Consider the following 15,033-nt stretch of genomic DNA (forward strand, 5'->3'; position numbering starts at 1 on the left):
ACTCAAGCAAGAATCGGGCTGTTAACAAAAGGTTCAAGCCTTTTGTTCTTCTACTCTGAGCCTGTTAAGCCCTTCGGAGACGCTCTTTGTGCAGAAGGGTGAGTTCTCAGAGTGCCCGATTGTGGCGTAGAAGGTGTATGCGCCGTAGTACCAGAGTGAGTAGACACCACATACTTTTTTACCACTTATAATATTGTATAATAGAGTTAAAACACCAGTCAACCAAAAGATTGCCTTAACAATCCTTAAGTGGTACAATATATTAAAATATTAAAGGAGGAACTAATAAAATGGCGATGCGACTTAAAACTTTTTTATTTCTTGGTATTTTAACAGTAATAATTGTCTTGATAGGGAGTTCCTTTGGCGAAGGCGGTATGTTAATTGCTTTAATTTTTGCTCTTGTAATGAACGGTTTTTCATATTTTTTCTCTGATAAGTTGGTCCTTGCAATGTATAAAGCTAAAGAAATTTCATACAACAATGTCCCTGTTGTATATAATATTATGAGCGAACTTACTCAGAGAGCAGGAATGCCTATGCCAAAGTTATACCTTATAACCTCAGCCACTCCAAACGCTTTTGCTACCGGCAGAAACCCTAAAAATGCTGCCATTGCTGTTACAACAGGCATTCTTGAACTCCTCTCAGACAACGAACTTAAAGGAGTCCTTGCACACGAACTTGCCCATGTAAAAGATAGAGATATACTTATAGCCACAATTGCTGCTACTATGGCTGGCGCTATAACTTTTGTTGCCAGAATGGCTCAATGGTCAGCAATGTTTGGAGGTATGGGCAACAGGAACAACAGAAGAGGTGAAGGGAATATTATAGGTTTAGCAGGAACCTTAATTATGGTTATACTTGCACCAATAGCAGCTATGCTTATTCAGCTTGCAATATCTCGCAATCGAGAATATCTTGCAGATTCAGTAGGAGGAAAACTTGCAGGTAACCCTCTATACCTTTCTTCTGCTTTAAGACGACTGACAGAAGGGGTCAAACACCACCCTATGCAGAACGCTAACCCTTCAACTGCTCACCTTTTTATAGTAGCTCCTTTTACAGCAAAATCTATATTCAACCTATTCTCTACTCATCCACCTATTGAGGAAAGAATTAAACGATTAGAGAACCTAACAATTTAGAACAAAAAAACTGTAAACTGCGAGGGCTTGCTTCGCCTGCTCCTCCAACAACAAAATGAGAGATTGTAAAGCTTGTAAGTTTGTAAGCAAAAAGAAAAGGTTTATCCAAAGAGCCAGTCAAGAGTATTTATATTAGAGGCTTTTTCTTTAAGATGTTTAGGTAAAGAATCGAGAGCGTCTTTTTCTCCTTGATAAGAACCCTTATAATTAAAGTCCATATACCTATCCTTATCCTGTAGTCGTCTGCAAATATATGAGTACGCAGGGGAATCGCTTCCCCATATAATCGTATGCGGATAAAGTTCCATAAGTTTCTGCATAACCTTTTTATGGTCAGAAAAATCTGCATCTATAGCTTGATAGTTTTCACCAAATTTTTCGCGATTAAAAAGGTCTACCTGAATTTTTAAAGCAGCAGTATCAACCCACACGTTTGGCATACTATCTGCTACATCAAGGAACCCTTTATGAAACACTATAGCGTGAGCAAGAGCAAACCTTACATCTGGATTCTTTTCAACCACTTTTAACGCATCCCCAACATAAGAATAGTAATCGTCTGTGCTGGGAGATGTATGAAAAAGGAAAGGAATATTCCTTTCTCTGGCATACCTTAATAGTGGCTCACCTTTCTTTAACAGAGAATCTATTCGACTTTGAGATGAAGTAGGGTTTATCTTAATCCCATATATGGGACACTTCTTTTCAAGAGATTCAAAATGCTTTACCTGTGCCTCAACTTTCCTCATAGGGTCCGCAGACACAAAAGGAATAAAGTTGTCCCTATATTCAGGGTTAAACCTTAAAAGTTCGTCCATAATTAGACTGTTTTCTGAGCCAAAAGGAACCTTTGAAAAGGGTTGACGGTCAGAAATATTAACACCTTTTGATATAAGAGACCTCAAATTGAAAAATAGGTCAGAAGTGAAAGGAAAAATAATGTTAACATCAACGCCTGCTGATTGTTGTTTACAAAAGAGAGATTCAACAGTTTCTGCATAAGGATACTCAGAGCGAGCATACGCTTTTATAGAGACCCCTATATGGTTATGGCAATCTATTATCTTGCCTTTCAATTTTTTCTTATCCATAAACTTACCCCTGTTTTATTTAATTCTCCTAACCTGTCATCCTGTACTTGTTTACCCTGGCAGGGTTTCAGGATCTCTTCTTTTAACTGCCGTTTTTTGGCATTGCGAGCCGTATTGTGGCGTGGCAACCCTCGTTTTTATCATTACTATTGTTCCCCCATTCCTTTCCGCCTACGGCGAGATTGCCACGTTACGAAACACTCGCAAAGACGGAATGGGGGAGTAGTAAAAATGAGACTCTGGATCACGTCCGGAATTACAAGCAAAAAGCAAAAGCCCCCCTCTCTTTGCCCTCTCCCCTATGGGTAGAGGGCAAAGAGAGGGTAGCATCTAGTGAATAGACATCATACTTTTTTACTTTATACACTAAAAAGTGAATTTAAACTCATCTTCATGACAATCTTCTGCAATCTGGTCGGTTACATACAGTTCACTATTCAATATTTGAAGTATACTTGCTGGAACATAAGGTGTAACAGGACCGTGTGCAGACAAACGAGTTATAAAACGTTGGAACATAGACGCATTATCTGAAAAGCCGCACCAGAAACTTACAAGTTTTGATTCAGCCAGTTCTTTAGGTCCTATAGTGTACGCTTTGGGTGGATGGGCTGACCAATCTCCACTATTTTTAGATAAAAACAGCGAGTTTTGCATAATAGTCATAGGATGAAGTTCAACAAGCCGTGTGCCTGCTTTAAGGTATGCATCAATATCGTCTCCAAACTCATCTCCAAGATGTGGGTCAAAAAACGCTATATGCCCAGACCAACCTATTCCACCATAACAAACATCAGCACCACCAAGGTCTTCAATCATTTTACTATAATCATTAACATTCTTTTCATTTGGAAAATGTATCTGGTTTTCAGGTATCTTCAGTTCTGGTCTTATTCTATTAAAAAGTGCCGTCCACATAGAATACTGGAAACTGAACGGCCATTCTTTAGGTGCAGCCACACCGTCTTGGTTAGCAAACTCGTCCATATTAAATGTATGCACGTGATGGCAAGGTATATTCAGTTCATTAACTATATCTGCCAACTCAGGATAAAAACACCACGCCGGAAGAATCATAACATGTTGTTTCCCTTCCTCCAGACTTTGCTTTATCCCTCCAACCATATGTAAAAGGTATTTAATTTTAAATATCTCTTTATTAGGATAACTCTTAATTTGAAAATTCTTGTTTGGGTGTTTAAAGAAATCTTCTTTTTTGATTTTGCGAACCCTTTCGCATTCTTCCATATCTCTAAAAGGTAAAAATTTAGCCATCTCAAACTTAAAATCTACACTCATATTTATCTCCTTTACCTCACACAATAACACAAGAGGGTTTTGTTTTTCTTTCTCTACTTTTTATCAACACTCCAGTCTTCATCCCAAGGATATACAATCTTAAGAAGTTTGCCTCCTTTAACTGCTGATTCCGCAGCGTATATACCAGGCAAAGTCATACGCAACCCTTCTTTCAAACTTATAGGCGAAGGACCTCCCGCCTTTACCGCCTTTGTAAAACGCTCCATCATAATATAATCTATTCCGCCGTGCCCCAACTTTTCTTTCCCTTTATATTCAGGTCTCGAATGTCCATCTATAGGTAACTCTATCCAATTGTTATACCCATATAGTTGGTTAGTACAAAAAAGTATCCGTTGCTGAGCTGCTCTTTCAGTACTCCTAAATGTTGGTTTAGCCAATGTACGCTCAAACGCTCCTTTTGTTGTAAAAAAACGGTGCTTATGTTGACAACCATAAGGGGTGTTATTTATAAAACAGGTCAATAAATGAACAACCACGTTAGTATCTGTCTTAAAAATTGCTGTCATAGCATCGTGTTGCCCTTCTTCTTTATTTATATGGCTACCTGTATCAAAACAAGAAACCCATTTAAGGTCCTCCTCAACCAACTGCAAAACTGGTCCCAGTGAATGTGTGCAATAACTAATAGATATAGCGTTTTTACGCCACGGTGTTGCTTCCCAAAGTTCCCTACAATCATGTATATAGGCAGTTTCAACATAAAAAGGTTCCCCCAGAAGCCCTTTTCGTTTTAAATCTAAAGCAGTATCAATCCACCCAGGGAAGTTAGCGTTAGCTCCTGTCATATAAAACGCTTTACTATTTTTTTGTGCTACCCAAAGTTCATCTGCTTCTTGTAAGGTTTTAACAGAAGGTATATCTGATAAGACGTTTATATCTTTTTTAAGAGCTTTAATAGCAAACTCCGCATGCAAGTGAGCAGGCGTTTCTATAAGAAGAGCATCCATAGAAACCTCTTCAAGCATCTTATCAAAATTCTCGTATAGAGGTACCTCTTGAAAATCTTTTTTTGCAAGTTCTAACGCTTTTATATTTATATCACAAATACCAACCGCTTCGACCCCTTCGATATTCTCTGTTGTCATTTTTGTTAAAAACCGACCACGAGCAGCTACAGTTGGGTCGCTTCCATACCCAACAACTCCCAATCTAATCTTTTTTAGTGCCATTTTTCCCCTCTATGTAGTTAATTAGTTTGTTTGTAGTAAAAATTGTAAGTTACCCACTACCTTATGTCAAATAAAAGGGCTTTTTACAGTTGGTCTTACAGAAATTTTCACAACATTCTCTGTACCTTCTGTAACCTTAAACTTGTCAGATATTTCCAACCCACAAACCCAGATAATCTCTCTGCCAACCTCAAATACAAGATACTTATCTCTATCTAAAGACGGCACCTTCTTATCTATAAAAAACCTTGAAAGTTTTTTTCTATTAACCATCCCCAAAGGAACAAAAGTATCCCCTATTTTGCGAGTTCGGATTTTTATTTTCTTACCTACCTTATCCATATCCAAATAACAGATAAACCTTTCTCTATTACAAAAAATCTCATCAGATACAGATATCTTGTCACTTTCAACGTTTGTTCCATCTGCCATTACAACAGTTCCAGGTATATCCAAATCAATTTCAACAAAATCTTGAACAAAAACTTTTTTAATCGGTCTATCGTTAATAATCCTTTCTAAGTCGGTTATACTTAAAAATTCATAATCAAGTTTATCAAGACGTTTTCTTATCTTTTCTATTAAAACAAAAGACCTGTAGCGGGTATTCTTTATTTTTTTTACCAACAGAGATATAACCATTCTTTTAATAGAAATATGTAACCCTTTATACACATTTAAATCTATTGTTTCATCTTTCTCAATAAAAATTTTTTCAACACTTCTTTTTGCTTCTTCTTTCAAGAAATCAAAATCGTCTTGTACCAGCAAAGATGTTCTAAGTATCTTCTCCCTTACTTTCGGATTATACTTTTTTAACAACGGCATAATTTTTTGTCTTATTTTGTTACGGAAAAAATCAGGAGAAAGGTTGTATGAATCTATACTATATTTAGCACCTTCTCTTTTGAGTGCTGCAACAATATCAGATTTAGAAATAGAAAGTAACGGTCTTGCCAGAACAATATCTTTATCTTCAAAAGGTGCTGATATAGGAAGAATTCCTCGCATACCTGCCAACCCAGTACCTTTGATTAAGTGCATTAGAACAGTTTCCACTTGGTCGTCGAGGGTATGACCTGTAGATATTTTGTTACACCCCGTATCTCCTGATATCCTACAAAGTTCTTTATACCTCCCTATACGTCCTTTCTCTTCTACACCACTTTTACCTGTAATATAGATATCTCCACTATAAAAAGAAAACCCATACGACTCCGCAACTTTTTTAACAAAAAGGAGTTCTTTATCGGCTTTCTTCCTCATATGATGGTGGATATACGCAACCTTAACTGTGATTTTATTTTTTTGAGATAAATAATAGAAGAAATGTAGAAGAAACATTGAATCAGGACCTCCTGAAACAGCTAATAACACCCTATCTCCATCTTCAATAATTTTTTCTTCACACACAAACATCTCTACTCTTTTAAAAAGTGTCTCCATACATTATACATTACTAAAAAGAGTTCTTTCTGTCAATAAAAAGTATGGGGTGTTATTTACTCACTCTGGTATTACGGCGCATACAACCTCTACCTCTCGGGGGTACTCGGGACAAACACTCCTCGCAACGCCACAAAACGGCGACAAGGCAAGGATAAAGACAAGGATTTTTTACCAGAAATTTTACTTGCAAAACTTATAAAATTAAGGTATAATTTTACTGTGATAACAAATAAGGACAATACCATGAAAACAAAAAAAGGGATGGCTCTGATAATGGTGCTTGTGATGATAATTATCTTTTCTTCCCTTATACTTGCCGTAGTTATATCCTCAACAACAGCCATAAGAAGAGCCCACTTCTATAAAGACAAAACCACAGCCCTTACAATAGCAGAATCGGGTATACAAGATGCTTTCTATTGGCTAAACCATAAAGGGTACGACCATCAGGACTATCCTACAAGCGACTATTATTTTCAAGGTTCTTCATCCGACGGAACAACTGTAGAGACCTGGATAAGCTACAGAAGAGAATATAATCCAACAGGCATACCCAATGCAAAATGTAGGGTTCAAATAACAACAACAGGAAACCCTAACGAAGATACCCTTACCTCAACTGGATATTACAAAGGCAGGTCTGCAACAATATCTGTTAACATACGTGGAGAAAACGCCTCAGGAACACCTTTAAACAATAACAAACAAGGTATTGCTGATCCATTTAACAAAAAGGTTATATATGCATCAACTGTTGCTATTCCAAACCCCAACGACGTATCCATAAAAGGTAACATAACAACATCTTCTACAAAACCAGACCCCTTCCCATGGACAGACGCTACCTGGACAGAAACAGAAATACACATCCCTACACACAACATATCAACCCCCAATATACCATTAATGCCAACAACACCTCACCCTGACTATTTTACTGAAATATATGATGGCAACGGATATGTTGAACGTCCTGGTGATGCCCAGCCATTACAAGTGAACGCACTTGATATTGGTGTATATTGGGACCAGGCAACAAGAACGTATATATTTGGAAGGACTAATGACAATCTTGGACCAAGAGACTTTGCTTCAGTTGCTAACATTCAAATAGTGTCGTCAAATGCGAGAATGCACGCCTTAGGAGGAAATATTAATATTCGGTATTGGTTCAAAGTAGATGGAGGAGACATTGAAATAAAGAAAGATATCAGAACTCCTGCCAATCTCAACTCTGCTTTTGAGGTTGATAGTAATCATTCTGTAACCGTGGATGAAGACACAGCAATTACGGGCAACCTTGTTGTTAGAAATGGCTCTTTAACCTTAAACAAAACAACAGTTAATGGAACTGTTTTAACAAGTAGCGAAATAGAGATTTTAGAAGGAACAGTTATAAATGGTAGCCTTGTAACAAAAAATAATCTTACTATACGTGGAGATACAGAAGAAACAGTTATAAATGGTAGCGTTTTAGCAAGTAATGATGTTACTATATCAGGAGATACCACCATAAACGCAACAAACAGTACTTATGAATCTGCTATTATAATGAATAGTAATACTACTGAGCAGGTCTTAACAATAAAGAAACCTCTTACCATAAAATTAGGTGACCCCCAGAGAGCAGCAATATACTCTTTTGATGCTAACAAAATAAAAATAGATGTAGAAGATGCTTTTTCTCTTGAAGATAATGATAATAACAGGTTTTGTATAATAAATGAATCAAACGACTTAGAGATTAATATTAATGTTGATGAAGACAGCAACCCAATCGCCAAGGAAAGTATATATTCCAAACATAACATAACCATAGATACAAACAATACTATTGAAGGACTCCTTATTGCTGGGGGAATTTTAACAATAACAAAAGGAACTATCGTTTATGACCCAGCACCATACCTAAACAAAAGTAACTCAGAGGTATATAAAGGATTTACAGGTAGCAGAAGAAAATATTTACCTGTACCTAATAGTTGGAAAATTACTTGGTAAAAAAATATTATAAATTATGAATATGATGAAAAAAATGTTTTATAGTAAAAGAGGTTTTTCTCTTTTAGAAATAATAGTAGCAATATTTTTGATAGCGGTTGTGCTTGCTACTATTCTTATGCTTATGTCTGCCAATATGAATGTCATAAGCAAAGCAAACGAACTAATGATAGCCAACGCTCTTGAACAATACACAATTGAAGATGTAAAAAATATTGAATTTCCACCAATTTATTGTGATAGGCAAGCATCTTTTGGAGACAGACCTGGCAACGGAACATATAAAAAACCAGATGAGGTTGACCCAGAAGAGGACGGGGACAACTGGGCTCCATCGGGCTTTGAAAAAGATTTTATTGTAAGAAAATACGATTTTAGATATTCTTGGGACAATACTTTTTTTGATGGTAGCATAGTCAATGATACCGACTTAACAATGTATCACCAGATTGATATATATATATTAAGAAAAAAAGATAAATATACTGTTTCAAAAAATTCTATAATTATTTCAAGAGACGGCGCGGAGTAATAAAGTAATGAACACAACAAACAAGAGAGGGTTTACTTTAATAGAACTGTTGGTAGCAACAGCAATACTTATAATAGTTTTTGGTCTTGTGACATATCTTTATACAAGAGCCGCAAAAGTAAGAAAAACGATTGTTATTCATAGCGAGATACAGCAAGTGCTATCACAAATGCTTACTACCATTACTTATGGAGAGGACAAAAAATGGGGACTTATAGATGCTACTTCTCTTGAATCTGGTGAATCTACGACTTTCGTAGTTATTAACGAGGCTATAGATAGAATGGACGTAACGATTAACCCAGAGAATGGCAAAATTTTTGTCAACGGAATGGACCTTGACCCTGGAAACAAAATAATGCTTTTACCAAAAGAAGTATATCCTGAAAACCCTTCGAGGTTTGAGTATTTTAATTCTAAAGGTGAACAAGTAGAAGAGGGAGATATACCAGACCAATTTGGGACAATTACATTTATAAAAATAACTCTATCTGCAAAACCTACGGACCCATCAATGAAAGATTTACACCCTGCTGTTCTGACAACAGGGGTCAAACTACGCAACAAAATATCTTCCCCATCTTTACCCTGATTGTAAGCCCTCAGTAAATTGAACCTCCCCTGTTTTAATAGATGTGAAGGTGTGATAAAATAGAGCAAAAACAGAGAAAAATAAAATATGGATAAACAACTAAAAATAATGGTTATAGGTGCTCACCCAGACGATTCTGAAATTGCTTTTGGAGGAGCTTCAATATTTTACAGTGTACTTGGACATAAAGTGTTAATGGTCTCTATGACAACCGGAGATATAGGTCACCAGAGTATAGACAAGGAAACACTTGCCTCTATACGTAAAAAAGAGGCTTATAGAGGGGCAAAAATAATGGGAGTTAAATATAAAATTATGCCTTTCCACGATGGAGAGTTGGAACCTACTCTATATTATAGAAAAAAACTTCTTACAGTCATAAGAGAATTTTCCCCCGACGCTATATTTACTCACTCTCCTATGGAATACCATCCTGACCACAGATATACCAACCAATTAGTCATTGACACCTCATATATGGTAATGGTACCCAACGCTGACCCTAAATCCCCACCAATGAAACATAACCCGTATTATTTCTATTTTTCATCAGCGCCTGTTGATGGGATATTTAACCTTTGTATCCCTATTGACTTAATATGGGAAAAAAAACTTCTTGTATTACATCAACATAAATCCCAAATGTATGAATGGTTGCCTTGGATAGGCGGTTTTCTTGATAAGGTCCCTTCTGATGATACAGAAAAAATTAAGTTTCTTGATAAATGGCGCAGTAAAAAAGATATATCAATCGCCAACAACTACAGAGAATGGCTCAAAGAAAAATATGGTAAAAACGCAGATAAAATAAGATGTATTGAGGCGATAGTTTCTGCCCCTATTGGTAGGCAAATTGTTTCTCAAGAAGAGATACCAACCCTCTTCCCTTTCCTTTAATCCGCCCATTCTGTCTTGCCTTTACTTGTCATTACGAGAAGCGCCTTGTTCCGAGTACCCCTCAGAAATACTGTCGGGGGAAATCCCTCGGGGGTACTCGGGATAAATCAACGCTTTTTGTCAACTTCTGCACGCTCAATAATAGAAATTATTTTAAAAAAATGGTATAATACCCATTTATGGAACCAAAATATATAAGCATAAAAGGCGCAAAAGAGCATAACCTTAAAAATGTTGACCTAGATATCCCAAGAAACCAACTTATAGTTGTTACAGGTATATCTGGTTCTGGAAAATCTTCACTTGCGTTTGATACTTTATACGCAGAAGGGCAGCGTAGGTATATTGAAAGTCTTTCAGCTTACGCACGCCAATTTCTTGAACAGATGAAAAAACCTGATGTTGAACATATCACAGGGCTACCACCAGCTATAGCCATTGAGCAGAGAAAATCTGCTTCAAACCCTCGCTCCACAGTTGCAACAACTACAGAAATATATGATTACCTAAGATTGTTGTTTGCAAGAACAGGTGTACCGTACTGCCCTGATTGCCAAAAAATCATCTCAAGAGAATCTTCAACAGAAATCATAGACAGAATATCTAATATAAAAAGTGGCAAAGAAATTGTAAGTATACTTGCTCCAATTATTAGAGGTAGAAAAGGCGAATATGTCAACATACTACAACAGATACAAAAAAGCGGGTTTTTGATGTTAAGGGTTGATGGTAAATATTATGAGATAGATAAAAAAATAAAACTTAGCAGATATAAAATCCATAATATAGATGTTCTTATAGACAGGTTTATACCCCAAGAAGAAGATAGAGATAGGATTGCAGAAAGTGTAGAGATGGCTCTAAAGGTTGGAAAAGGGTTATTGATATCTGAATTACAAGGTACAGACACCCTCTATAACGAAAATTATGCTTGCACAAAGTGTGGTAGAGGTTTTGAAGAGTTATCACCAAGAATGTTCTCGTTCAACAGCCCTTATGGTGCTTGCCCTGAATGTAAAGGGCTCGGTTTTCTTATGAAAGTCGACCCAAGTCTTGTTATACCAGACAACGAAACCACTTTCAAAAATGGAGCGGTAAAACCTTGGCATGAAGCAGGTGGTAGAGGGTTATTTTTATACTACAGAAGGTTACTTAGAACGTTTTTAAGAACTATAGGTAAAAGTATAGATAACCGCCCTTGCGACCTTACCAAAGAAGAGATTACAATTCTTCTTTATGGTTCTCAAGAATACGGTTTTGAAGGAGTGATCCCTAACCTTGAACGTCTATTCCATCACACAGAAAGCCAATATAGAAGAGAAGAAATCCAAAAATATATAAGGGAAGTCCGTTGCCCTGAATGTAAGGGTGGTAGGTTAAAACAGGAATCTCTTAATGTTAAGGTAGCCAATAAATCTATAATAGACATTACATCTATGAGCATAAAAGACGCAAAAGATTTTTTCTCTACTCTTAAACTTAAAGATACTGATAAAATTATTGCAAAACAGATATTAAAAGAGATAACAAGCCGCCTTACTTTTATGGAAGAGGTAGGGTTAAACTATCTTACCCTCAACAGAATGACCCATACACTCTCTGGAGGTGAAGCAGAAAGAATAAAACTTGCCACACAAATAGGTTCAGGGCTGGTAGGTGTTATATATATACTTGATGAACCTACCATTGGGCTCCACCAGAGAGACAACATTAAACTTATCAACACCCTAAAACAACTTAGAGACATTGGAAATACTGTGGTAGTGGTTGAACACGACGAAGAAACAATAAGACAGGCAGATTATATTGTTGATTTAGGGCCAGGAGCGGGAAGATACGGCGGAGAAATTGTAGCTAAAGGGACAGTAAACGAGATACTTAAAAACCCGAATTCTATTACAGGCAAATACCTTTCTCAAAAACTTAAAATATCTGTCCCTACAAAAAGAAGAAGTGGTAACGAGAAATTTTTACATATACTTGGAGCAAAACATAACAACCTAAAAAATATTGACGTTAAAATTCCTTTAGGTATGTTTGTCTGTGTAACTGGGGTTTCAGGGTCAGGCAAAAGTAGTCTTGTTGAAGATATTCTTTATAAAGGGCTTAAAAAAATTCTTTACCAATCAAGGGAAGAACCGGGAGAACATAATGCTATCATAGGGGTTGAAAATATAAAAAAAGCTATTGTTATAGACCAATCCCCTATAGGTAGAACTCCAAGATCAAACCCTGCAACTTACACTAATGCTTTTACCTTTATAAGACAACTTTTTGCTAATACAGAAGAGTCTCGTATAAGAGGGTATAAACAAGGTCGGTTTAGTTTTAATGTAAAAGGAGGTCGGTGCGAGGCTTGCACAGGAGACGGAATCAAAAAGATAGAGATGCATTTTTTACCTGATGTATATGTCCCCTGTGATGTATGTAAAGGAAAAAGATATAACAGAGAAACCCTTGAGATTACCTATAAAGGAAAAAATATAACAGAAGTGCTTGAAATGAAAATAGAAGATGCGCTAAGTTTCTTTAAATCTTCATCCTCTATAAAAGCAAAACTTCAAACCCTCTACGATGTTGGTCTTGGATATATTGAACTTGGGCAACCAGCAACAACTCTTTCAGGCGGAGAAGCCCAGAGGGTAAAACTTGCAACAGAACTTTCAAAAAAAGGTAACGAACAAACATTATATATCCTTGACGAACCAACCGTTGGGCTACATTCTGCAGATATAGCAAAACTTCTTAATGTGTTGAATAACCTTGTAGATACAGGTTCAACAGTTCTTGTGATAGAACATAATCTTGAAGTAATAAAATCTGCCGATTATATAATAGATTTAGGTCCTGACGGAGGCGACAAAGGTGGCAAAATTGTAGCAAAAGGAACCCCACAAAAAGTTGCTTCCTACAAAAAATCTCATACAGGAGGTTTTTTAAAAGAAATCTTAAAAAAATAGTATTACCTACCTTTGTTGGAACGTCTTTCTTACTTCACAATTCCTGAAAACCTTATTAAACTTGACAAAAATGAATTTTTAATGTATATTCATTGTAGATACAAAAAGGGAGGCGATAATATGAAAACCAATATAAAGAAATGGGGCAACAGTCTTTCAGTACGCATCCCCAAAATTATTGCCGATGAAATTGGCCTAAAAGAAAATTCTACTGTTGATATAATAATTAAAAAAAGAAAACTCGTTATTTCACCGGTAGAAAAGCCGAAAAAGACTCTCAATCAGCTTCTATCTAAAGTGAAGAAGAACAATCTGCACACTGAAATTGATATTGGCAAACCAGTGGGAGGTGAAATTTGGTAAGTTCCAAGCCATATATACCTGAGCGAGGCGATATCGTTTCCATAACGCTAACTCCTCAGGTCGGAAATGAACAAACAGGACGACGTCCTGCTGTTGTCATTTCTCCATCAGACTACAATAGCAAAGTTGGTCTTGCTATCTTCTGCCCGATTACAAGTCAGATTAAAGGGTATCCTTTTGAGGTGTTACTCCCAAAAAATATATGTGTAGAGGGAGTTGTTCTGTCCGACCAGATAAAAAGTCTGGATTGGCGGAGTAGAAGCGCTAAATTTATATGCACTCTGCCGGCTGAAACAATCAACGAAATACTACAAAAAATCTATCTGCTCTTATTTGAATAAAACCTTGTTATCCGTTATTAAAAATGGGAAAACCCTGAAGGTTCTATTTTAACAACCTCGTCTTGATAAACCCCTTCAAATTTTCTTTCTTCTGTAATCACACCTACACAAGTAACAATAGTATTACCTATTTTTGCTGGAACATCTTTCTTGCAGGAAGATGGAACTGTAAAAAGAAGTTCATAATCCTCTCCATCATTTAATGCGTGTGCTATGGCTTCTTTTTTTGAAGAACTCATTTTTATAGCGTCAGCAGAAGTAGGAACCTTGTCAAGCCAAAGTCTAAACCCTGTTTTACTTGCTTTAGCAAGCCGTGTAAGGTCAGTGGAAAGCCCATCAGAAATATCCATCATAGATGTTACATTCACTCTTTTAATAAGTATTCTGCTCTCTTTAATTCTTGGTACAATATTTAAATGTTTCTTTAAAATGGTACCTCCAAGTTTTCCTGTAACATAAATATTGTCACCAACGCAAGCACCACTTCTAAGTTTAAGATACTTCTTTTCAACTATACCTGCCATTGTAACATCAATAAAAAGAACAGGCGCCTTACTTATATTTCCCCCCACAATATCAAAATTATATAAACTCGACATCTTCTCCATACCTCTTAGGAGAGGCGCAACTATATTTTTTGTCCCATCAGGAAACCCCACAGATACAAGTGCATATAGAGGTGTTCCTCCCATTGCAGATATATCACTAAGATTGACTGCCATAGCTTTCTTGCCTATCTGGTAAAGGGTTGCATGGTCCCTCTTAAAATGTACATTTTCTACTACAGAATCTGTTGTTAAAAGAAGGTAGTTGGTTGCGTCATATTTTAGCACAGCTGTATCATCACCAGGACCCAATATAACATCCTTGTTTTTTATTTTGATATTATTATTTATAAACTCTATTATTTTTTCTTCATCCATATTTTTATCCGTCGTTTTATGGCATTGCGAGGAATGCCTTCTAATGACGTGGCAACCCTCGTATTTATCCTTATTATTTTTTTGCTTTTCCTTTCGTTAAAAAAGTATGTGTCTATTCACGAATTACGAGGTGCTAACCGACGCTTTTTGTCGTTGCGAAGGAACGCTTTGTGTGACTGCGGCAATCCTCGCTTTTATCCCCACTATTGTTTATTCCCATTCCTTTTCCGCCTACGGCGAG

At 36.6% G+C, this 15,033-nt stretch carries 13 protein-coding genes; 8 read left to right on the plus strand and 5 right to left on the minus strand.

Annotated elements, in window-relative coordinates:
- Positions 1–290: 290 nt before the first annotated feature.
- Entirely contained in the window at positions 291–1,151 is an 861-nt protein-coding gene (locus M0P98_07295) for a zinc metalloprotease HtpX (GenBank protein ID MCK9266661.1), read from the plus strand.
- Positions 1,152–1,252: 101 nt separating this feature from the next.
- Here M0P98_07295 and M0P98_07300 read toward each other — a convergent pair whose 3' ends face one another.
- From M0P98_07300 to tilS, 4 genes are all read right to left on the minus strand, one after another.
- Positions 1,253–2,242: an amidohydrolase gene (locus M0P98_07300; protein MCK9266662.1), complete on the minus strand. Its 990-nt coding sequence runs from the start codon at positions 2,240–2,242 to the stop codon at positions 1,253–1,255.
- 366 nt (positions 2,243–2,608) lie between these two features.
- The gene (locus M0P98_07305) at positions 2,609–3,541 is read right to left on the minus strand and encodes a hypothetical protein (protein MCK9266663.1); all 933 of its coding nucleotides are present in this window, start codon (positions 3,539–3,541) and stop codon (positions 2,609–2,611) included.
- A 53-nt stretch (positions 3,542–3,594) separates the two neighbouring features.
- Positions 3,595–4,734 (minus strand): Gfo/Idh/MocA family oxidoreductase, encoded by a 1,140-nt coding sequence (locus M0P98_07310; protein MCK9266664.1) that lies wholly within the window; start codon positions 4,732–4,734, stop codon positions 3,595–3,597.
- Between the two features lie 66 nt (positions 4,735–4,800).
- Positions 4,801–6,180, minus strand: a complete 1,380-nt coding sequence (tilS, locus tag M0P98_07315; GenBank protein MCK9266665.1) for a tRNA lysidine(34) synthetase TilS — start codon at positions 6,178–6,180, stop codon at positions 4,801–4,803.
- Between the two features lie 246 nt (positions 6,181–6,426).
- Here tilS and M0P98_07320 point away from each other — a divergent pair, with 246 nt between their 5' ends.
- The 7 genes from M0P98_07320 (at position 6,427) to mazF (ending at position 13,869) form a co-directional block, all read left to right on the plus strand.
- Positions 6,427–8,184 carry a type II secretion system GspH family protein gene (locus tag M0P98_07320; GenBank protein ID MCK9266666.1) on the plus strand — a complete coding sequence of 586 codons (1,758 nt, stop codon included), beginning with the start codon at positions 6,427–6,429 and terminating at the stop codon, positions 8,182–8,184.
- A 34-nt stretch (positions 8,185–8,218) separates the two neighbouring features.
- Entirely contained in the window at positions 8,219–8,716 is a 498-nt protein-coding gene (locus tag M0P98_07325; GenBank protein MCK9266667.1) for a type II secretion system GspH family protein, read from the plus strand.
- Positions 8,717–8,723: 7 nt separating this feature from the next.
- Positions 8,724–9,308: a type II secretion system GspH family protein gene (locus tag M0P98_07330; GenBank protein MCK9266668.1), complete on the plus strand. Its 585-nt coding sequence runs from the start codon at positions 8,724–8,726 to the stop codon at positions 9,306–9,308.
- 87 nt (positions 9,309–9,395) lie between these two features.
- A complete protein-coding gene (locus M0P98_07335; protein MCK9266669.1) occupies positions 9,396–10,205 on the plus strand; it encodes a PIG-L family deacetylase in 810 nt (269 codons plus the stop codon).
- Between the two features lie 179 nt (positions 10,206–10,384).
- On the plus strand, positions 10,385–13,165 hold the full coding sequence (uvrA, locus tag M0P98_07340) for an excinuclease ABC subunit UvrA (GenBank protein ID MCK9266670.1): 2,781 nt from the start codon (positions 10,385–10,387) through the stop codon (positions 13,163–13,165).
- A gap of 120 nt (positions 13,166–13,285) precedes the next feature.
- The gene (locus M0P98_07345; protein MCK9266671.1) at positions 13,286–13,528 is read left to right on the plus strand and encodes an AbrB/MazE/SpoVT family DNA-binding domain-containing protein; all 243 of its coding nucleotides are present in this window, start codon (positions 13,286–13,288) and stop codon (positions 13,526–13,528) included.
- Positions 13,522–13,869 carry an endoribonuclease MazF gene (gene mazF / locus M0P98_07350; protein ID MCK9266672.1) on the plus strand — a complete coding sequence of 116 codons (348 nt, stop codon included), beginning with the start codon at positions 13,522–13,524 and terminating at the stop codon, positions 13,867–13,869. Before M0P98_07345 ends, mazF begins: the two co-directional genes overlap by 7 nt.
- 17 nt (positions 13,870–13,886) lie before the next feature.
- On the opposite strand, the gene M0P98_07355 is transcribed toward mazF, so the two are convergent.
- Positions 13,887–14,792, minus strand: coding sequence for a thiamine-phosphate kinase (locus M0P98_07355; GenBank protein ID MCK9266673.1), 906 nt, complete (start codon positions 14,790–14,792; stop codon positions 13,887–13,889).
- Positions 14,793–15,033: the final 241 nt, after the last annotated feature.

This window comes from bacterium (assembly GCA_023230585.1).
In the GTDB taxonomy this organism is placed as follows: Bacteria; Ratteibacteria; UBA8468; order B48-G9; family JAFGKM01; genus JALNXB01.